Source organism: Enterobacter cloacae complex sp. BZL2005, assembly GCF_049238885.1.
In the GTDB taxonomy this organism is placed as follows: Bacteria; Pseudomonadota; Gammaproteobacteria; order Enterobacterales; family Enterobacteriaceae; genus Enterobacter; species Enterobacter roggenkampii.
The window spans coordinates 44260-61975 of the sequence record NZ_JBMKGI010000009.1 but is presented as its reverse complement, the minus strand read 5'-3'; the positions used below and the strand labels follow the sequence as shown (position 1 = coordinate 61975).

At 53.4% G+C, this 17716-nt stretch carries 16 protein-coding genes; 5 read left to right on the top strand and 11 right to left on the bottom strand.

The window, feature by feature from the left end; all coding sequences use genetic code 11:
- Nucleotides 1–2 precede the first annotated feature (2 nt).
- Both pyrF and yciH read left to right on the top strand, forming a co-directional pair.
- Nucleotides 3–740, top strand: a complete 738-nt coding sequence (pyrF, locus tag ACOTXI_RS15905; protein ID WP_058653434.1) for an orotidine-5'-phosphate decarboxylase — start codon at nt 3–5, stop codon at nt 738–740.
- Nucleotides 740–1066: a stress response translation initiation inhibitor YciH gene (gene yciH, locus ACOTXI_RS15900; protein ID WP_023344329.1), complete on the top strand. Its 327-nt coding sequence runs from the start codon at nt 740–742 to the stop codon at nt 1064–1066. The genes pyrF and yciH overlap by 1 nt, the downstream gene beginning before the upstream one ends.
- Nucleotides 1067–1171: 105 nt before the next feature.
- On the opposite strand, the gene osmB is transcribed toward yciH, so the two are convergent.
- The 3 genes from osmB to ACOTXI_RS15885 form a co-directional block, all read right to left on the bottom strand.
- Nucleotides 1172–1390, bottom strand: coding sequence for an osmotically-inducible lipoprotein OsmB (gene osmB, locus ACOTXI_RS15895; protein WP_008501216.1), 219 nt, complete (start codon nt 1388–1390; stop codon nt 1172–1174).
- Between the two features lie 259 nt (nt 1391–1649).
- Nucleotides 1650–2402 carry a DNA-binding transcriptional regulator YciT gene (locus ACOTXI_RS15890; protein WP_058653308.1) on the bottom strand — a complete coding sequence of 251 codons (753 nt, stop codon included), beginning with the start codon at nt 2400–2402 and terminating at the stop codon, nt 1650–1652.
- Between the two features lie 44 nt (nt 2403–2446).
- Entirely contained in the window at nt 2447–2629 is a 183-nt protein-coding gene (locus tag ACOTXI_RS15885) for a hypothetical protein (RefSeq protein WP_021240294.1), read from the bottom strand.
- Between the two features lie 193 nt (nt 2630–2822).
- On the opposite strand from ACOTXI_RS15885, the gene ACOTXI_RS15880 reads away from it, so the two are divergent.
- Entirely contained in the window at nt 2823–3692 is an 870-nt protein-coding gene (locus ACOTXI_RS15880) for a crotonase/enoyl-CoA hydratase family protein (protein WP_008501218.1), read from the top strand.
- On the opposite strand, the gene pdeR is transcribed toward ACOTXI_RS15880, so the two are convergent.
- The 6 genes from pdeR to ACOTXI_RS15850 form a co-directional block, all read right to left on the bottom strand.
- The gene (pdeR, locus tag ACOTXI_RS15875) at nt 3689–5680 is read right to left on the bottom strand and encodes a cyclic di-GMP phosphodiesterase (RefSeq protein WP_021240293.1); all 1992 of its coding nucleotides are present in this window, start codon (nt 5678–5680) and stop codon (nt 3689–3691) included. The genes ACOTXI_RS15880 and pdeR overlap by 4 nt on opposite strands.
- A 323-nt stretch (nt 5681–6003) precedes the next feature.
- Entirely contained in the window at nt 6004–7938 is a 1935-nt protein-coding gene (locus tag ACOTXI_RS15870; protein ID WP_058653306.1) for an exoribonuclease II, read from the bottom strand.
- An 88-nt stretch (nt 7939–8026) separates the two neighbouring features.
- A complete protein-coding gene (locus ACOTXI_RS15865) occupies nt 8027–9013 on the bottom strand; it encodes a CMD domain-containing protein (protein WP_058653305.1) in 987 nt (328 codons plus the stop codon).
- A gap of 154 nt (nt 9014–9167) precedes the next feature.
- Nucleotides 9168–9956 (bottom strand): enoyl-ACP reductase FabI, encoded by a 789-nt coding sequence (fabI, locus tag ACOTXI_RS15860; RefSeq protein WP_003856831.1) that lies wholly within the window; start codon nt 9954–9956, stop codon nt 9168–9170.
- 270 nt (nt 9957–10226) lie between these two features.
- Nucleotides 10227–13322 (bottom strand): multidrug efflux RND transporter permease subunit, encoded by a 3096-nt coding sequence (locus tag ACOTXI_RS15855; RefSeq protein ID WP_058653303.1) that lies wholly within the window; start codon nt 13320–13322, stop codon nt 10227–10229.
- Between the two features lie 93 nt (nt 13323–13415).
- Entirely contained in the window at nt 13416–13802 is a 387-nt protein-coding gene (locus ACOTXI_RS15850) for a hypothetical protein (protein ID WP_058653432.1), read from the bottom strand.
- Nucleotides 13803–14073: 271 nt separating this feature from the next.
- Here ACOTXI_RS15850 and ACOTXI_RS15845 point away from each other — a divergent pair, with 271 nt between their 5' ends.
- Together ACOTXI_RS15845 and ACOTXI_RS15840 are read left to right on the top strand one after the other, a co-directional pair.
- Entirely contained in the window at nt 14074–14778 is a 705-nt protein-coding gene (locus tag ACOTXI_RS15845; RefSeq protein ID WP_008501224.1) for a response regulator, read from the top strand.
- Nucleotides 14775–15839: an ATP-binding protein gene (locus ACOTXI_RS15840; protein WP_058653301.1), complete on the top strand. Its 1065-nt coding sequence runs from the start codon at nt 14775–14777 to the stop codon at nt 15837–15839. The genes ACOTXI_RS15845 and ACOTXI_RS15840 overlap by 4 nt, the downstream gene beginning before the upstream one ends.
- On the opposite strand, the gene ACOTXI_RS15835 is transcribed toward ACOTXI_RS15840, so the two are convergent.
- Nucleotides 15820–16761 carry an ATP-grasp fold amidoligase family protein gene (locus ACOTXI_RS15835; protein WP_058653299.1) on the bottom strand — a complete coding sequence of 314 codons (942 nt, stop codon included), beginning with the start codon at nt 16759–16761 and terminating at the stop codon, nt 15820–15822. The genes ACOTXI_RS15840 and ACOTXI_RS15835 overlap by 20 nt on opposite strands.
- A gap of 148 nt (nt 16762–16909) precedes the next feature.
- On the bottom strand, nt 16910–17716 hold the full coding sequence (gene sapF, locus ACOTXI_RS15830; protein WP_008501227.1) for a putrescine export ABC transporter ATP-binding protein SapF: 807 nt from the start codon (nt 17714–17716) through the stop codon (nt 16910–16912).

Below are 17716 nucleotides of genomic sequence, written 5' to 3'. Positions count from 1 at the left end.
TCATGACGTCTGTTACATCCTCCACTTCCCGCGTAATTACGGATTCTCCTGTTGTTGTTGCGCTTGATTACAATAAGCGTGACGCTGCACTGGCGTTTGTCGACGGTATCGACCCTCGCGATTGCCGCCTGAAAGTTGGCAAAGAGATGTTCACGCTGTTTGGACCGCAAATCGTTCGCGATCTGCAACAGCGCGGCTTTGACGTTTTCCTCGACCTCAAATTCCATGATATTCCGAACACCACGGCCCACGCCGTTGCTGCAGCCGCCGAGCTGGGCGTATGGATGGTCAACGTCCATGCGTCGGGTGGGGCAAGAATGATGACCGCTGCCCGTGAGGCGCTCCTGCCGTTCGGTAACGACGCGCCGCTGCTTATCGCCGTCACCGTGCTGACCAGTATGGACGAAAATGATTTACGCGACCTTGGCGTGACGTTGTCACCTGCGGAACATGCCGAACGTCTCGCCCGTCTGACGCAGCAGTGCGGCCTGGATGGCGTAGTCTGCTCCGCGCAGGAAGCGGTACGTTTCAAATCAGCGCTGGGCCAGGATTTTAAACTCGTTACGCCGGGGATCCGTCCTGCGGGCAGCGACGTGGGCGATCAGCGCCGCATCATGACGCCTGAGCAGGCGCTGGCGGCGGGCGTTGACTATATGGTCATTGGACGTCCGGTGACGCAGTCTGCAAACCCGGCTGAGACGCTTAATGCTATCAATGCATCGCTGAAAAAGGGGGCGTAATGACCGATTCCAACAGCCGTCTGGTCTACTCAACCGAGAGCGGGCGTATCGACGAACCGAAAGCCAAAGTGGAACGTCCGAAGGGGGACGGTATCGTGCGCATTCAGCGTCAGACCAGCGGACGTAAGGGGAAAGGGGTCTGCCTTATTTCCGGTATTGATCTGGATGATGCTGAACTGACAAAGCTGGCTGCCGAGCTGAAAAAGAAATGTGGATGCGGCGGGGCCGTGAAGGACGGCATTATCGAAATCCAGGGTGATAAACGTGATTTAATTAAATCACTGCTCGAAGCCAAAGGCATGAAAGTCAAACTGGCAGGCGGCTAAAATAAATGAGCCACGGCAAATGCCGTGGCTCGTGTTATATACGTGCGTATGTCAGACCTGAAATGCGTTTAAATATCGCAATATCGAGGAAGGCTTAGATAATAGTTATTTGCCAACCTGGTGACCGATAATACCACCGACAGCAGCGCCACCTAATGTACCCAGCGTACTACCATCCGTTAATACTGCACCACCGAGAGCGCCGGCACCGGCACCAATCGCGGTGTTACGGTCACGTTTAGACCAGTTAGAGCATGCGCTCAGGGACATAGCGACAGTGATTGCCAGAACAGCGGCGGCTAATTTTTTGCTGGTTAAGGTCATAATACTTTCTCCTGAATTATCGATTCACGGAAAGATGTACACGTTAAGTATAGACTAATCGAATACTTAATTCTTTTCCCCGTGAAAGCTGGTCGCGCAGGCGTTACTTCATCACGCAGGTGATAGTCACTTCCTGTTATATCGCTAATAGTAATTTTACGACTTTAGGGCAGGTTAAACAGGTAAAAACTCTTAAAGCAGGGTTAAGAATCATCTCAGAGAAAGACGTGTGCGCCCGAAATACGGGCGCGGAGGGAAATCAGGCGTTGGCTTTAATAATATTGACGATCAAACCGCTCTCTTCGAGTTTATTGCGATGCGCTTCGCTCAAACGGTCATCGGTAATCACGCGGCTAAAGCGTGAAGCGGGACCCATCGTGTAAGGGTGAACGGCACCAAATTTAGAGCTGTCGGTGAGCACAATGGCTTCGCACTCTTTTTCCAGTACGGCATTCACCACGTCAGAGCGCATCATATCCCGGCCGGTAAAGCCTGTCTCCGGCTGCCAGCCGTCAATCCCGATAAAGGCCTTACTGAAATGAACCTGCTGGACGTACTGACGGGTCAGCGGGCCAACCATGCTTTCACTTTTTTTCTGATAGATGCCGCCCAGCAGAATCACCTCGCAGCGCGTCTCTTTAAGTAAATGCGCGATATAGCTGCTGACGGTGATAATGGTGACGTCTTTTTGATCGGCAAGCGTTCGCGCCAGAAGGGCATTACTGCTGCCGTTTTCAATAAAGACGGTCTCGCCGTTGTTCACCAGGGACGCAGCAAATTCCGCCAGTTCACGTTTGAGCGCGTAGTTGTTCATCATGCGCGTCTCAACGTCATCACTGTCCAGCGGGACCGCATAGCCGTGCGCGCGACGCAGGTAGCTCTGTTTTTCCAGCAGATTAAGATCCTGACGGATGGTGACTTCAGAAACGCCAGTGGTTTTAGCGAGATCGACTACGCTTACGCGTCCCTGATCGATGACCATCTGCAAAATGAGTTGTTGTCGGGAATTCATAGCATCCATTTAATAAAGCGAAACGAGGTCGGAAACGGTGGGGGTTAAACTTCCCACGGCGCTTTTGGCTGTCTGTTTTCGGGCGCATCGTCAGCGCCATTCTGAGCAAGAAGTTCAGACTTCAGGATCTCAAGATTACGGATAGCAGAGTGATAATCGCCCGCCACCAGGATATCCAGCACGGTATCAATTCGTTGTGCTACAGCTTGTGCGTCAATAGTTGACATAATCTCACCCCAGGCGCGAAAAGTTAATATTTTCAATGATGCAGAAATTGGCTTCAAAAGAGAAGGGAAAAAATGCAATAACCAAATTACATAAACGGAAGTGATAAAATTATTCCCCCTCATGCTGCGGGCTTATTGAGTGGATTAGTCTAAAACTGCGCGCAACGCGCTTTTTTATAAGAGGAATTAGACTATGACAGTTATCAATCAGCCTACCTGCACACTGTTTACCGATACTGAACGGTTCACCCAGCTGTCAGGCTATTACGAGGCAGAGCGACATACAGTCTGGATGATGTTGCGGGCTCAGCCACGTCCTTGCTTCAACCATGCGTTAATAGAGGAGATCATGAACCTTTCATGGCTCGTCCGCCAGTCTGGTTTTGCGGTCGATTTTTGGGTGACCGGATCGCTGGTGCCTGAGATGTACAATGTGGGCGGTGACCTGCAGTTTTTCGTCGAGTGCATTCAGCACGGTCGACGTGAAGCGTTACGGGCCTATGCGCGCGCCTGTGTCGATTGCGTGCATGCGGCCTCCCGGGGGTTTGATACGGGGGCCATCTCGCTGGCCATGGTCGAAGGCAGCGCGTTAGGGGGCGGGTTTGAGGCCGCTCTTGCGCACCATTTCGTTCTGGCGCAGCGCGATGCACGTTTAGGTTTTCCCGAGATTGCTTTTAACCTGTTCCCGGGCATGGGGGGATATTCTCTGGTAGCTCGCCGTTCAGGAATGAAGCTGGCGGAGGAACTCATCTACAAGGGGGAATCCCATACGGCGGAATGGTACGAACAGCATGGCCTGGTGGATCTCCTGTTTGAACCCGGACAAAGCTATGTCTCCACACGAACCTTCATCGACACGCTACGGCCAAAACTGAATGGCGTAAGAGCGATGCTGCGCGCCCGTACGCGCGTTCTGCAATTGCCGCGCAGTGAATTGATGGACATCACGGAAGACTGGGTTGACGCGGCTTTCTGCCTGGAACCGAAAGATATTGCCTACATGGAGCGTCTGGTCATGCTGCAAAACCGCCATCACGCGGCGGGGTTGCGTAAAGCCAGTTAATGTTGTTTCCGCGCCTGATATCGTTTTAGCCATCGCTCGAATGCGGCAGCGGGCATCGGCTTAGCAAACAGAAAACCCTGCCGTTCGTTGACGCCGTTCTTGGTCAGAAAGGCGTCTTCTTTTGCATTTTCGACCCCTTCGGCAATCACCTGCAGGTTTAACGCCTGCGCCACCGCGACGATGGCGCGCACCAGAGACTGGGAGATGGACTGCTTATGAATATCCCTGACGAACGATTGATCGAGTTTTATGGCGTCAATAGGGAAGCGGGCCAGCTGAGAAAGGGAGGAGTATCCGGTACCAAAATCGTCGAGATGAATTTGCGCCCCCAGCCTGCTGAACTGTTGGATCACGGAGAGCGCCAGCTCTTCGTTCTCGATGAGACAGCTTTCGGTTAATTCGACGTCGACCGGGCAGTATTCAAAGTTCAGATCCTTCAGCGCCTGCTTTAAGTCGCTAAAGATAGTCTGGTCGGCCAGCTGACGCGCAGAGACGTTCACGGCCACGCGCAGGTTAATTCCCTTATCGCGCCATTTCGCCACCTGGCGAACCACATCCAGCATCACCCAGCGGCCCAGCGGCACAATCAACCCTGACTCCTCGGCATAAGAGATAAACTCCAGCGGTGGGATCAACCCGCGTTCGGGCGATTGCCAGCGGACCAACGCTTCAAGACTTCTGACCTCTCCGCGCCAGGTGATTTTAGGCTGGTAGTGGATCAGGAGCTGGTCGTTATCCAGCGCCTTACGCAGGTTGGTATCCAGCCAGAGATACTCAAACACGCGCTGGTTCATCTCGGGCGAGAAGACGCAGAACTTGCCCCGGCCGTTCTCTTTAGCGGTGTACATGGCGGTATCGGCGTTACGAATGACGCTTTCCCGGTCGTTACCGTGCTGCGGGGCGAGGGCGATGCCCAGGGAACAGCCGGTGTAAATTTCGATCAGGCCGATTCGGAACGGCTGGCGCAGGCGGGTTAAAATGCGCGACGCCATCGCTTCCAGAGAGCCCTGAGAAGTATGGGTGGCCATGACGATAAACTCATCTCCGCCAAGTCGTGCCAGCACCTGTCCCTCATCAAGACAGCTCAAAATGGCGAGCGCGACAGCCTGTAACAGCTGATCGCCAAACATATGCCCGTAAGCGTCGTTGACCTTTTTAAAGTTATCCAGGTCGAGATACACCACGCCAACCTGCGTGTCGCCGCGGTGACTGATGGCGTCAGAGATCAGGTCGTGGATCGCATTGCGGTTTGGTAAGCCGGTGATGGTATCGGTATTGGCCAGCACGCGCAGCCGCTCCTGAGCGCGGCGTTCCTCGGTAATATCTGTACCGGAACAGATAAGGAAAATTTCATTTTTACCGCTGCCGCTGTGAACGAATTTGTTTCTGAACAGAAACAGTCGTTGCCCTTTACGCGTTTTGATCCAGCGTTCGACTTCGTAGGAGCTGCCGTTGCGGAAGAAACCGGTAATATTGCGCTTTGAGGCAGCCGCTTCGCTGCGGCTCATAAAGAGCTTAAACACGTTCTGGCCAATCACTTCTTGCTCTTTGAGGCCGGTATACTCTTCGCTCAGCCGGTTAAAACGCTGAATATTGCCGTTCTGATCGAGAATAACAATCACGGAGTTAGCCTCTGACACCACCTGTTCCGCAAAAGAGAGTCCCTGAGCCAGGTCGCGCGCCACGGAGGGTGTATCGTTCCAGGCGGAAGCCGTACCGGCCCACTCGTTACGGGTAATTTTACGGCCTACAAGGTGAACCGGGACATCTTCCCCGAATAACGAGAGCGTCATGGAAATGCTGGAGGTAATAACGGTTAAATGACGGATGAGATCGGCCTGATCGTCGTCCAGCGCAATCACCTGAGTGACATCGGCATTTTCACTGGCGGCAAGGTGCAGAGCGTTGCTGTCAGCTGACAAGCGCCACCATGGGCTGTGGGTTCCCATGTAGCGAAACAGCAAATTCTGCTCCAGATCGTCCATCATGTTTTCTCCCGCAGCTGTTCAGTCGCGCACCAATTATTCATTTGCAGCCGACTTTTCCGTTGAGAAGCAGCGGCGAAACCGAAGTGAACTTATTGTTTTTCCCTGAATTCTTATAATAAAACGAGTCAGATTTAAAAGGATACTAAGCGTATAAAAATTCACGTAACCGAATATAACAACACTCTTTTACTGTAGATAATTATGGCGAATTTGGGCGAGGAGAGGCTGAAAATAGTAAGAAAAAATAATGATTTTGTGGCGGGGATAAAAAGAAAAATTGTCGGCCTTTCCGGAAAGGAAATGACCGACAATTGAACAGGTTATCAGGCGACAGGACGCGCGATAATACTGCGGGTTTCCATACGGACTTCAGCGATAGTGACGTCAATCACGTCGGTGACTTTGTAAACTGTTTCACCTTTAATTTGCACCGTACCGTTTTCCTGACTACAGACCATTTCATCACGAACAGCATTCAGGAATGGCGCAGGAATAAACGCGACAGCACCGTTATCGACCAGACGGACGCGCATCCCCCCGCGGCTGATATCAATGATCTCGGCGGCGAAACGGGTATCCGTACCGGCTTTATCCTGCAGGAAGCGCGCGTACAGCCAGTCTCCAACGTCACGTTCTGCCATGCGGTTCAGACGGCGACGATCGGCCATCTGCAGCGTGGTCTCCTCCTGAGGGCGGGCAACGGTTTCGCCTTTGATAATCGCTTTCAGCAGACGGTGGTTAACCATATCGCCATACTTACGGATCGGTGACGTCCAGGTCGCATAGGCTTCGAGGCCGAGACCAAAGTGCGGGCCAGGCTCGGTGCTGATTTCAGCGAAGGACTGGAAGCGACGAATGCGGCTGTCCAGGAAGCCCGATGGCTGCGCGTCCAGTTCGCGGCGAAGCTTGCAGAAGCCCGGCAGCGTGAGCACTTCTTCCGGATCGACGTGCACGTCGTGATTCTTCAGCAGGGCCGCCAGCGCTTCGGTATTCGCCGGATCGAAGCCGGTATGGACGTTGTAAATACCAAAGCCCAGCTTGTCGCGCAGCACGCGTGCGGCACAGATGTTGGCGGAAATCATCGCTTCTTCAACGATGCGGTTCGCAATGCGTCGCGGCTCGGCCACGATATCCAGCACTTCGCCTTTCTCACCCAGAACAAATCGATAATCCGGGCGATCTTTGAACACCAGCGCATGGGTTTGACGCCACTCGCCGCGGTTCAGACAGATGCGATGCAGCAGACGGATCTGCGCGGCAATGGCGTCTGATTCTGGTTTCCAGCTACCGGTATTTTCCAGCCAGTCGGAGACGTTATCGTAGGCCAGCTTGGCTTTCGACTCGATGGTGGCAGCAAAGAACTCGATATCGTCTTCAATCGCGCCATCCGCGGCAATGGTCATGCGGCAGGCAAGGACCGGACGCACTTCATTCGGACGCAGCGAGCAGAGATCGTCTGACAGTTCACGCGGCAGCATTGGGATGTTGAAGCCCGGCAGGTAGTTCGTGAACGCACGGATTTTCGCCGTTTCGTCAAGCTTGCTGCCTTCAACAATCCAGGCGGTGGGATCGGCAATGGCAACGGTGAGGTGCAGTTTGCCGTCGGCGCTCTCTTCAGCGTAGAGCGCATCGTCCATATCTTCGGTGCTGGCGCTGTCGATGGTGACAAACTCCAGCGCGGTGAGATCGCGACGCGTCAGACCTTCGTCCTGCATCTCGGTTGCCACGCCGTTCGGCGCTTCTTTTTCAAGATTGTGGCGTGCCAGCGTAACCCACCATGGCACGAAATGATCGGCGCCAAAGGTAATGAACTGGGTCAGTTCCGCATAAAAACCGCGATCGCCCTTCAGAGGATGACGGCGCATTTCTGCTACGGCCCAGTCACCTTCTTTAAAATCATGCTCAACGCCACGGGCGGCGCGGCAGGGAATGGCATCTTTCAGCAGAGGATGATCCGGCACGATAGAAAGACGATCGTCTTTTCGCTGCACCTTGCCCACAAAGCGGGTCAGGAACGGTTCGATCAGTTCTTCCGGCTCGGCGGACTCACGTTCCTTTTCGGTATGAATGACGGCCATGACGCGGTCGCCATGCATCACTTTCTTCATCTGCGGTGGCGGAATGAAGTAGCTTTTCTGCGCGTCAACTTCAAGGAAGCCAAAGCCCTTTTCCGTGGCTTTTACGACCCCTTCTGCACGCGGCGTCTGGGAATGCAGTTGCTGTTTAAGCTGCGCTAGCAGCGGGTTGTCCTGAAACATAATGTTCTATTTTCGTAGCCATTGAGCGGCTGACAGTTTTACGCGATTCTCACTGTCTCAGCAAGCGGTCTTTGGGTAATGAGTGTGGTTATTCCTCTTTACCAAACGCCACTTTCAGACGATTAAGCCAGCCATCAAACGCACTTTGGGTAAGCAGCGTGATGGCATATTCGCCCTGGAGTCCTTGATCCGTGAGCGGGGTAAACTGTGCGGCACTGAAGCGGTCCGGCGAGCGGGTCAGCAGTTCGACCGCTGCCGAAAGTGCGGGTGACGTCTGCGGGATCTCCGCGCGGCTGTTTAACAGGATTTCTCCGGTCAGGTCGAGCAGCGTCGGCTCATGACAAAGCACCGGCGTCAACGCCTCGAGCGCGGGTTCGGCCTGCCAGCGGGAGAGGGACTCCAGCTGATGCGCATTCGCGTAGCGCAGTTCGACGACGGGTAAAAGCGGCATCCACGCATCGTGGCTCGCGGGAAGCGTGTGCGGCTGAATATGGTGCCCCGGCAACCAGCGAACAGGGTGTCCCAACAGCGCCTGAAAAATCGCGACCACGCGCGCCTGAAAACCGATAAAGCCGATAATCTGGTTAATCACCACGATGTCGTACGTGGACAGGCCCACCTCATCAAGCTGGTTCCGGGCTTTATCATCAATGACATCAGGTGAGCTGGCGAGCTGGCGGGCATACTGGGTGATCTGTGCCAGGCGGCGGTTGCTTTCGCGCGAGGAGTCCGGGCCGGGAAGCGGGGCGAGGAGGGCGGCGTAGTGGTTACAGAGCCGCTGAACGCCGCAGGACTGAGCGACCGTTAGCGCGGTACTGAGCCGATCGTAAGCGCTGAGCGTATGCAGTCGGTTCACGGGAATTGAGAGCGGAAACAGCTGGTGGCATAAGGCTCTGGCAGGGGTAAGCCAGCCAGAACAGGCGGCGACAATCTCATCAGGCAGGGCTAAATCGAGCAAAAAACGATCGTCGACGTTAGCGGCTTCGGGCACCAGGGGCAGAACATCCGTCTGCGCGTGGTTTGACTGGGTTTCATGATACCAGTGGCCTTTGCCGGAAAAACGGCGTTGTTCCATGTGCGTTCCTTGATCTCAAAATGGCGATCAATATCCTGGCGTAAGGCTGATAAAGGGAAAAATATTGTTAGGTGATAACAAATAGCAGAACGGAATAACGAAGGGGTGACGCGGGGGGAAATACTCTCTTCCCGGGCGGGAAGAGAGTCATAACTTATTTAATTTCCAGCTCGTTCATTGCAGCGATGTTGAAGCCTCCGTCAACGTGAACCACTTCGCCGGAGATACCCGCGGAAAGGTCAGAGCACAGGAATGCTGCAGAGTTACCCACATCTTCAATGGTAACGGTACGACGAATCGGGGTAACCGCTTCGCAGTGTGCCAGCATTTTACGGAAATCTTTAATACCGGAAGCGGCCAGGGTGCGGATAGGACCCGCAGAGATGGCGTTAACACGCACGCCTTCAGGACCCATTGCGTTCGCCATGTAGCGTACGTTGGCTTCCAGAGACGCCTTAGCCAGTCCCATAACGTTGTAGTTAGGGATCGCACGTTCTGCGCCCAGGTAGGACAGGGTCAGCAGGGCTGCGCCCGGGTTCAGCATCGCGCGGCAGGATTTCGCCATCGCAACGAAGCTGTAGGAGCTGATGTCGTGCGCGATTTTGAAGCCATCACGGGTTACCGCGTTCACGTAGTCGCCGTCCAGCTGGTCGCCAGGCGCGAAGCCGATGGAGTGAACGAAACCGTCGAATTTCGGCCATGCTTTTGCCAGTTCAGCAAACATGCCGTCGATGCTTTCGTCTTGTGCAACGTCACATTCCAGAACAATGCTGGAACCCAGCTGCGCGGCAAACTCTTCAACACGGCCTTTCAGCTTGTCGTTCTGGTAGGTGAACGCCAGCTCAGCGCCTTCGCGATGCATTGCCTGTGCGATGCCGTATGCGATGGACAGTTTGCTGGCAACGCCAGTCACCAGAATGCGCTTACCGGAAAGAAAACCCATAGCTTTAATCCTTATATTCATTGCTTATTTTGCCTTGTAATTCATAGCGTTACAGGCAGTATTTCAAAATCATTCGAAATTAGCTCGAAATTATAGCCCACTCACGGCCCTTTGTGTCACGATATTTCTCGCACTTCTCCGAAGTCGCATGCCCCGAAGAATGCGCCGCGGACTCGCGGGGGCGCGAAATTTCAGCATTCGTCCAGTATATCATCCGGCAACAGCTTCGCCTCATCCAACCAGCGAGGAGGCGCGATCCCGCAAGGGTGTTCATGCTTTCCTGATGCTGCCGATGAAGCGCGCAATAACGATAAAGAAAACCGGTACGAAGAAGATCGCGAGAAGCGTACCGCTAATCATGCCGCCAAATACGCCGGTACCGATGGCATGCTGCGTACTGTCGCTTGCACCACTGGCCAGCATCAGAGGAACAACTCCTAAGGTAAAGGCTAACGATGTCATCAGAATGGGGCGCAGACGCTGACTGGCGGCATGAATGGTCGCCGCCAGCAGGGGTTGCCCTTCGCGATGCAGCTGCCTGGCAAACTCCACAATCAGAATGGCGTTCTTGGCCGACAGGCCGATGAGCGTAATCAGACCGACCTTAAAGAACACGTCATTGGTCATACCGGCAACAAACACCGCTATCACCGCGCCGATAAGGCCCAGTGGAACAACCAGCATGACCGCAAAAGGAATAGACCAGCTCTCATACAGGGCGGCGAGCACCATAAACACGACCAGTATCGACAGGGCGATCAGGCCCGGAAGCTGCGATTCCGATTTTTTCTCCTGCAACGAACTCCCGGCCCACTCACCCGCCATGCCCTGAGGCAGGCTCCTGGACAAGCCCTCCATGGCCTTCATTGCGGTGCCGCTGGATACGCCTGACGCCGCACTTCCGGTAATCCGTATAGCAGAATAACCCTGGTAGCGCGTCAACTGCTGCGGCGCAACGCTCCAGGAGATCGTCGCAAACGATGATACCGGCACCATCTCACCCATCCGGTTTTTCACTGATAGTTTCAGTATCTGCTCGGGCTGCATTCGGTAAGGGGCATCGGCCTGAATAATCACCTGTTGAACGCGGCCGTTGTTCGTATAGTCGTTGACGTAATTTGAGCCCAGGGTGACGGAGAGCGTCTGGTTGATATCATCGAATGAGACGCCCATCGCTTCCGCCTTTTCCCGGTCAACCTGGAGCGCAAGGCTGGTTCCTTCCGGCAGACCGTCTATATAGACATCGCTGAGTTCAGGGCGTTGATTAGCCTGCAGAACCAGCGCGTCGGCGGCCCTCTTTAGAGCGTCATAGCCCGCTCCCGCTCTGTCCTGAACGTACCATGTGAAGCCCGAGGAGGTGCCCATATCCGAAATGGCCGGCGGGAGCAGGCTCATCGTGACGGCATCAGAGACGTTCGCCATGCTGGCCTGTATGTGGTCGGCTTCATCCTGAGCCGTCGAGCCCTGCCGATTTTTCCAGTCCTTCAGCGTGGTGAAGGCCATAGCCGAATTCGGTCCTGAACCTGAAAAGCCAAACCCCAGGATCATAATGTTGCTTTCAATGTCCGGCCGGGCCGCAATTTCCGCTTCAAATTTTTTGACCACGTCGAGGGTGCGCTGCATCGTGGCATCAGAAGGCAGTTGGATAGAGGACATAAAGTAGCCCTGATCTTCATCCGGCAGAAAGGACGACGGTAACGAAGACAATCCAACAAACAGCGCCGTGCAGAGCGCAACGTACAGGAGCAGCATACGCCCGGTTCGCTTCAGAACGGCACCCAGCCCGGCTTCGTAACAGACGGTGAGCAAACGGAAGCGCGCGTTAAACCTGGCCGCGAACCTTCCACTTCCACTCTTTCCTGCCTTGTGCGGCTTGAGTAACGTTGCGCACAGGGCTGGCGTTAGCGTCAGGGCCAGAAACGCGGACAGCAGTATGGAGACCGCCATAGAAATACAAAATTGTCGATAGATAATCCCGACCGAACCCTCAGCAAACCCCATGGGGATAAAGACGGCAGTGAGCACCAGCGTGATCCCGATAATCGCCGGGGCGATCTCCTGCATGGCCTGCCGGGTAGCGTCCCGTGGGGAGAGGCTTTTTTCCGCCATCAGTCGTTCGACGTTCTCCACAACCACAATGGCATCATCAACGATAATCCCTATTGCCAGCACCATGCCAAACATCGTCAGAATATTGATGGAGTATCCGCTCAATAACATCACCGTGAGGGTGCCAAGAAGTGCGACGGGAGCAACAATCGCCGGGATAAGCGTACAGCGTATCTTGTGCAGAAACAGAAGCATCACCAGGAAGACCAGGACCATTGCTTCTACAAAGGTCTGAACCACCTTCATGATAGACAGTTTCACAAACGGCGCGGTATCGAAGGGAACCGTAAACGCCATTCCTTCCGGTAACACCTGGGAAAGCTCGTCGATGCGCGCGCGTACGCCTGAAGCTGTACTCATTGCGTTGGCACCCGGCGAGAGCTGGATTGCCGCAGCCGTTGCGGGCACGCCATTTTCGCGGATACCGAAAGCGTAACTTTGCAGGCCGGACTCAACGCGCGCGACGTCGGACAGTTTCAGCCTCGCGCCCGATGCATCTGATTTCAGGGTGATGTTTCTGAACGCCTCTACCGAAGTGAGTTGCCCCTTCACGGTGATGGGATACGTTACGCCTTGTCCCGCAGATGCTGGTTCATCTCCCGTTTTGCCGGGCGAAACCAGGGCATTTTGCTGGCCAACAGCAGCAAGTACGTCGCTCACCGAGAGGCCGTAGCTGTGGAGCTTCATCGGATCCAACCAGATACGCAGCGCTTTTTCGCCGCCAAACAGCTGAACTTTCCCTACGCCGGGCACGCGACGAAGCTCGTCACTGACGTTTCGGGCAAAATAGTCGCTTAAGTCGGCTTCCTCGAATTGACCGCTGGTGGACTTCAGCCCCACCATCATTAAAAATCCAGAATTAGCGGCCTCGACGTTAATGCCGTTTTGTCTTACCGCCTGAGGAAGACGAGGCTCGACGATCTTAATCTGGTTCTGCAGATCCATCTGTGCCAGCTTGATGTCCGTGCCGGGTTTAAACGTGACGGTAATAGACGCCGAACCGGTTGTGTCGCTGGATGATTCGAAGTAGAGCAAATTATCTACGCCAGAGATTTCGCGCTCGATTAACGATACCACCGACGTATTCATGATATCGGGGCTGGCCCCCGGGTAACTGACGGAAATAATGATGCCCGGCGGTGCCACCGCCGGATACTGCGCAACCGGCAAACGAGGAATAGACAGGAGACCCGTCAGGACGATAAACAGCGCCACGACCCAGGCGAAAATAGGGCGGTCAATAAAAAAATGAGGCATTGGTTTTTTTGTGCAAAAGAGTGAGGCAGAGACTCTACCGCGCACCTGTTTAGCGGAAGTGGGCGGTTTATGGAGGATGTGTGGAGCAAGGGCTCAGATCATTCTCATCATGAGGTACAGCGGTGCTCCACCAAAAAAAATGATCAAATAACATTCATAGTAAAAGATCAGATCCTCAATATCGGGCATCGCGTTTAACAGCACGGTGAACGTAATAATGAGATAAACAAAAATCACCATCAGCCAGAAGGCGATGATAAGTAGCTCAATGAACGCGCCGGCTTTATTTTGTATGACCAGAGAAACCACTGACAATGCGATGCAGCCATAAATAAGGGGTGAAGAGAGCAGCGTCGAGGCGACTTTCTCATCCATTCTGTGTACCAGCACCAGCCAGGCATAAAGTAATCCCCACGACAGCAGCAGAAACAGGGAATATATGCCCAGTTTTTTAGGGGAAAAATATTTAGAAAGTTCCATGTTCATTATTTCAGCCAACTTCATAAAATCTTTAAGAAACAGTGGTAATTTGCAGCGCACAATGCACAACGCGTTATGCCTCATTAGCGATTTTGAACGGACATTGTCGAGTCTTTATTGACTGAATGTGTAGGCTGTGTGGAGAAATAACCGGGCATTTAAATCAACCGGGAAATTTTCGTGACTACGGCACTTTTTCCCCGAGGCTGTGTCTTATTGTGCTCAAGATATCTGATAGCGTGCTTAAAGGGATTTCACCCGCGGAGATAATATGAACAAAAATACGCTGATCCTTGTTGTTGAAGATGAAGACGAAATCGCCGATATACTGATGAGCTACTTAGAGCGTTCGGGAATGAAAACGCTCAGGGCCAGGCAGGGCGAGCAGGCGATTACGCTCAATCGCCTCCATAAACCGGATCTCATCTTGCTGGACATTCACCTGCCCGTGTGTGACGGCTGGAGCGTGCTTACCACGCTCCGCCATGAAAGCGCTGTCCCCGTCATTATGGTTTCCGCTCTCGATCAGGACGTCGATAAACTTATGGGTCTGAGGCTCGGCGCGGATGATTACGTAATCAAACCCTTCAACCCTTCGGAAGTTGTCGCACGGGTTGAGGCGGTGCTGCGTAGAACAAAGCCTGCGCTTCAGCAGGCGGGGGCCCTGCCGCTCAGAACGCCATTCATTACGGTCTATCCGGATGATTTCTACGTGGAGGTTACTGCGGGGCCCGAGGTTATCTCCCCGGTCTTAACGACGACCGAATTTAAGTTGCTTTCTTACCTGGTGCGGTATCCGCGCAAGGTCTGTTCCCGTGAAGAGTTGCTCAACGCGTGTTTGCCGGAAGGCGATACGCTCGACAGAACCGTCGACAGCCATATGAGCAAGCTGCGAAAAAAACTGGAGCTGGCCGGTCTTTATGGCGTTCCCGAGAGCATCAGGGGCATGGGTTACCGGCTTGGGGAAAAGAAATGAATAAAGAGTCTGTCCTGAGTCGTCAGATCTTAACGTATATGCTGTTGCTGACGTTTACGATAATTGCCATCGCCATACTGGGCTCCTGGTTTTTTTACTCCTTTATTCTGGATCATCTTCCCGGCGGCCCTGCTGCGGGCGATGACGAGCAGATGACGATGTGGGACTGGGTATGGATTGGGACCGCGACAACGATCAGCCTGATCATTGCCGTATTCTTTACGGTCAAACTTTCATCGCGAATACTCACCCCGCTAAACGCGGTCGCGTCCAGCCTGAAAAAAATTTCTCAGGGCGATCTGGACGCAAGGGCATTCTGTGCCAGCTCCCGGCTGGGAGAGATCAATCACCTGGTTACGGATTTCAATGAAATGGCAGAAAAGCTGCAAACGCTGGATATCCAGCGGAAATCCTGGAATGCTGCGATTGCGCATGAACTGAGAACCCCGGTCACCATTTTACGCGGAAGACTTCAGGGGCTAGTTGACGGGGTGTTTACCCCGGATCCGGTGCTGTTTACTAACCTCCTTAAACAGACGGAAGGATTAACCCGTCTGATTGAAGATCTCCGGGTTATCAGTTCAGATGGCGGGGCAGGATACACGTTATACCAGGCCAGAACGGATCTGAAAGGGACAATACAGGACGCGCTCGATACCTTCATGCCCGAGTTCAACCGTAAGGCATTTACCGTCCATACTGAACTGAGGGAGCAGCAGTGTGCATTCGATCCCTTACGCATCAATCAGTGTCTGACCGTTTTATTTGACAATGCCTTACACTATTCAAACTCGCGCAAGCTCACGGTAAAAAATGGTGTTTCGGATAAAGGCAATTTTATCCTGATTCAGGATGGGGGACCGGGTATCCCCAGGGAGTTTCATGACTTCCTGTTTCAGCCCTTTCAGCGCGATAACGGCGCCAGACAGTTGAACCCGGAAGGCTTTGGTTTGGGCTTGTCGGTGGTAAAAGCCATCATGCTGGCGCATGGTGGCGATGTCACCTATACCTTATCAACGCAAAACCACTCGATATTTAAACTCACCTGGCCCGACTCGTGAGCGTCAGCGGCAGGTCAAATGTGCCTGCCGGCGGTAAATGCCATATTTTTCCTAGCTTAGCATCCCATTCCTGCGGGGTAATCGACAGTTTACCGCGTCTCGGGCTTAAGGTTATTTCACTGAAATAGATTTCATCTTTTTTTAGCATGAGGTCAACGCGGCAGTAGTCAATGCCATCCGCCAGCTCCTGGGATGCCAGCAACGCTTGTCGGAACAAGGCCGGTTCGCCTGGCGCCAACGGTGTATTCGGATATTCCATCTGAAAGGGTTGTAAGTTCCAGTACCTGTCGTAAACGTTGATGAAACCTTTGCCGCTGTCATCCGTAAAATCCGCTTCAACATAGTGGGCAACGCCATGAAAGCAATGGATCCTTAGCATTTCGGGCGCTGTGTTCCTGTCTGCATCATCGAAGAGATCGACATACGGTTCGCAAAGTATTTTTGGCGTAATGTTTTTGTACTGCCATTCGCGCGTGGTGTAGTACATATTTTTCTTTAACGCGAGACTGAGTTTTTTACACGCTTCCCTGATGTTAAATTGCGCTTTGTTCGTACATATTATTGTGCTGCCACTGTCATGGTTGCACTTAAGGACAAATTTTTCAGGGAGCGTCGAAAAATCAATCTGGGACACCTTGCTGTACACGCCAAGTAATGGCACCGTTTTCGCACGCGTTGTTCTGGAGATTACGTATTCCCGAACGGCGAGTTTATCGGCAAGCAGGGTATAGACGTTATTGTGGTCATAGACCAGACGATGACATATTTTTTCACTCAACGTCGTGGGTGATTTAATGTCAGGGTGCTTCCCCGATGTTTTCTTGAGCCTCACAGTATGAAAATACAGGTCCGTCATTAAAAATGAACGACATTTTCTGATGAGGTACTCGGTATATTTGAGAACGTAAGTGGCGTTGTTCATTTCTTCTCCTTCGTAATGTCCGGATATTCTGGAGAAGAACTGTTGATGTATTTTGCTGAGAATATGGAGCAGCAATGGAGATGAAAAAGTTAAGGATTAAACAGCGTGTTAAGGCTATTTAATCCTTATTATACGGTGCAACGTTTGTTTACCGATCTTTGCGCCACGCATCGGCCGTCAATGCTTCACCGAAATGCCCGGCTATCAGCCGTTTTGTCAGCTCGTGAAGCGGGGAGGCCATCACATCCGCCGTGCTGCCGCGTTCGACCACTTCACCCTGGTGCATAACCATCACCTGATCGCTGATGTGCTTCATCATCCCCAGATGCTGGGTGACGTAGATATACGAGATGCCCTGTTTTTCCTGCAGCTCCAGCATCAGGTTAATCAGCTGCGAACGCATCGACATATCCAGCGAGGCAAGCGCTTCGTCAGCAATGATCACTTTCGGGCGCAAAATCAACGCACGCGCCAGACCCAGACGCTGTTTCTGGCCGGGTGCCAGCATATGCGGGTAGTAGCTTTCGTGGTCCGGTAACAGCCCAACCATGCGCAGGGTTTCGAAGATACGCTTGCGGCGCGCCTCGGGCTCCAGGTCGGTGTTCAGACGCAGCGGAAAATCGAGGATCTGCGAAATGCGCTGGCGTGGGTTGAGCGAGGTCGACGGATCCTGGAAGATCATACGAATGCGCTGGCTGCGGAAAGAGTAATCCCCGAACGTCAGAGGGTGATCGTCAATCAATACTTCGCCAGCCGTGGGCTCAACCATGCCGGCAAGCATTTTCGCCAGGGTCGATTTCCCGGAACCGTTCTCGCCGATGATTGCCAGGGTCTGTTTTTCACGCAGGGTAAAGCTGAGCGGTTTTACCGCGTCGACAGTTTGACGATGAAACAGCCCCGTGCGGTAGCGAAAGGTCTTACTCAGGTTGCGGACTTCCAGCAAGGTTTCGACCAT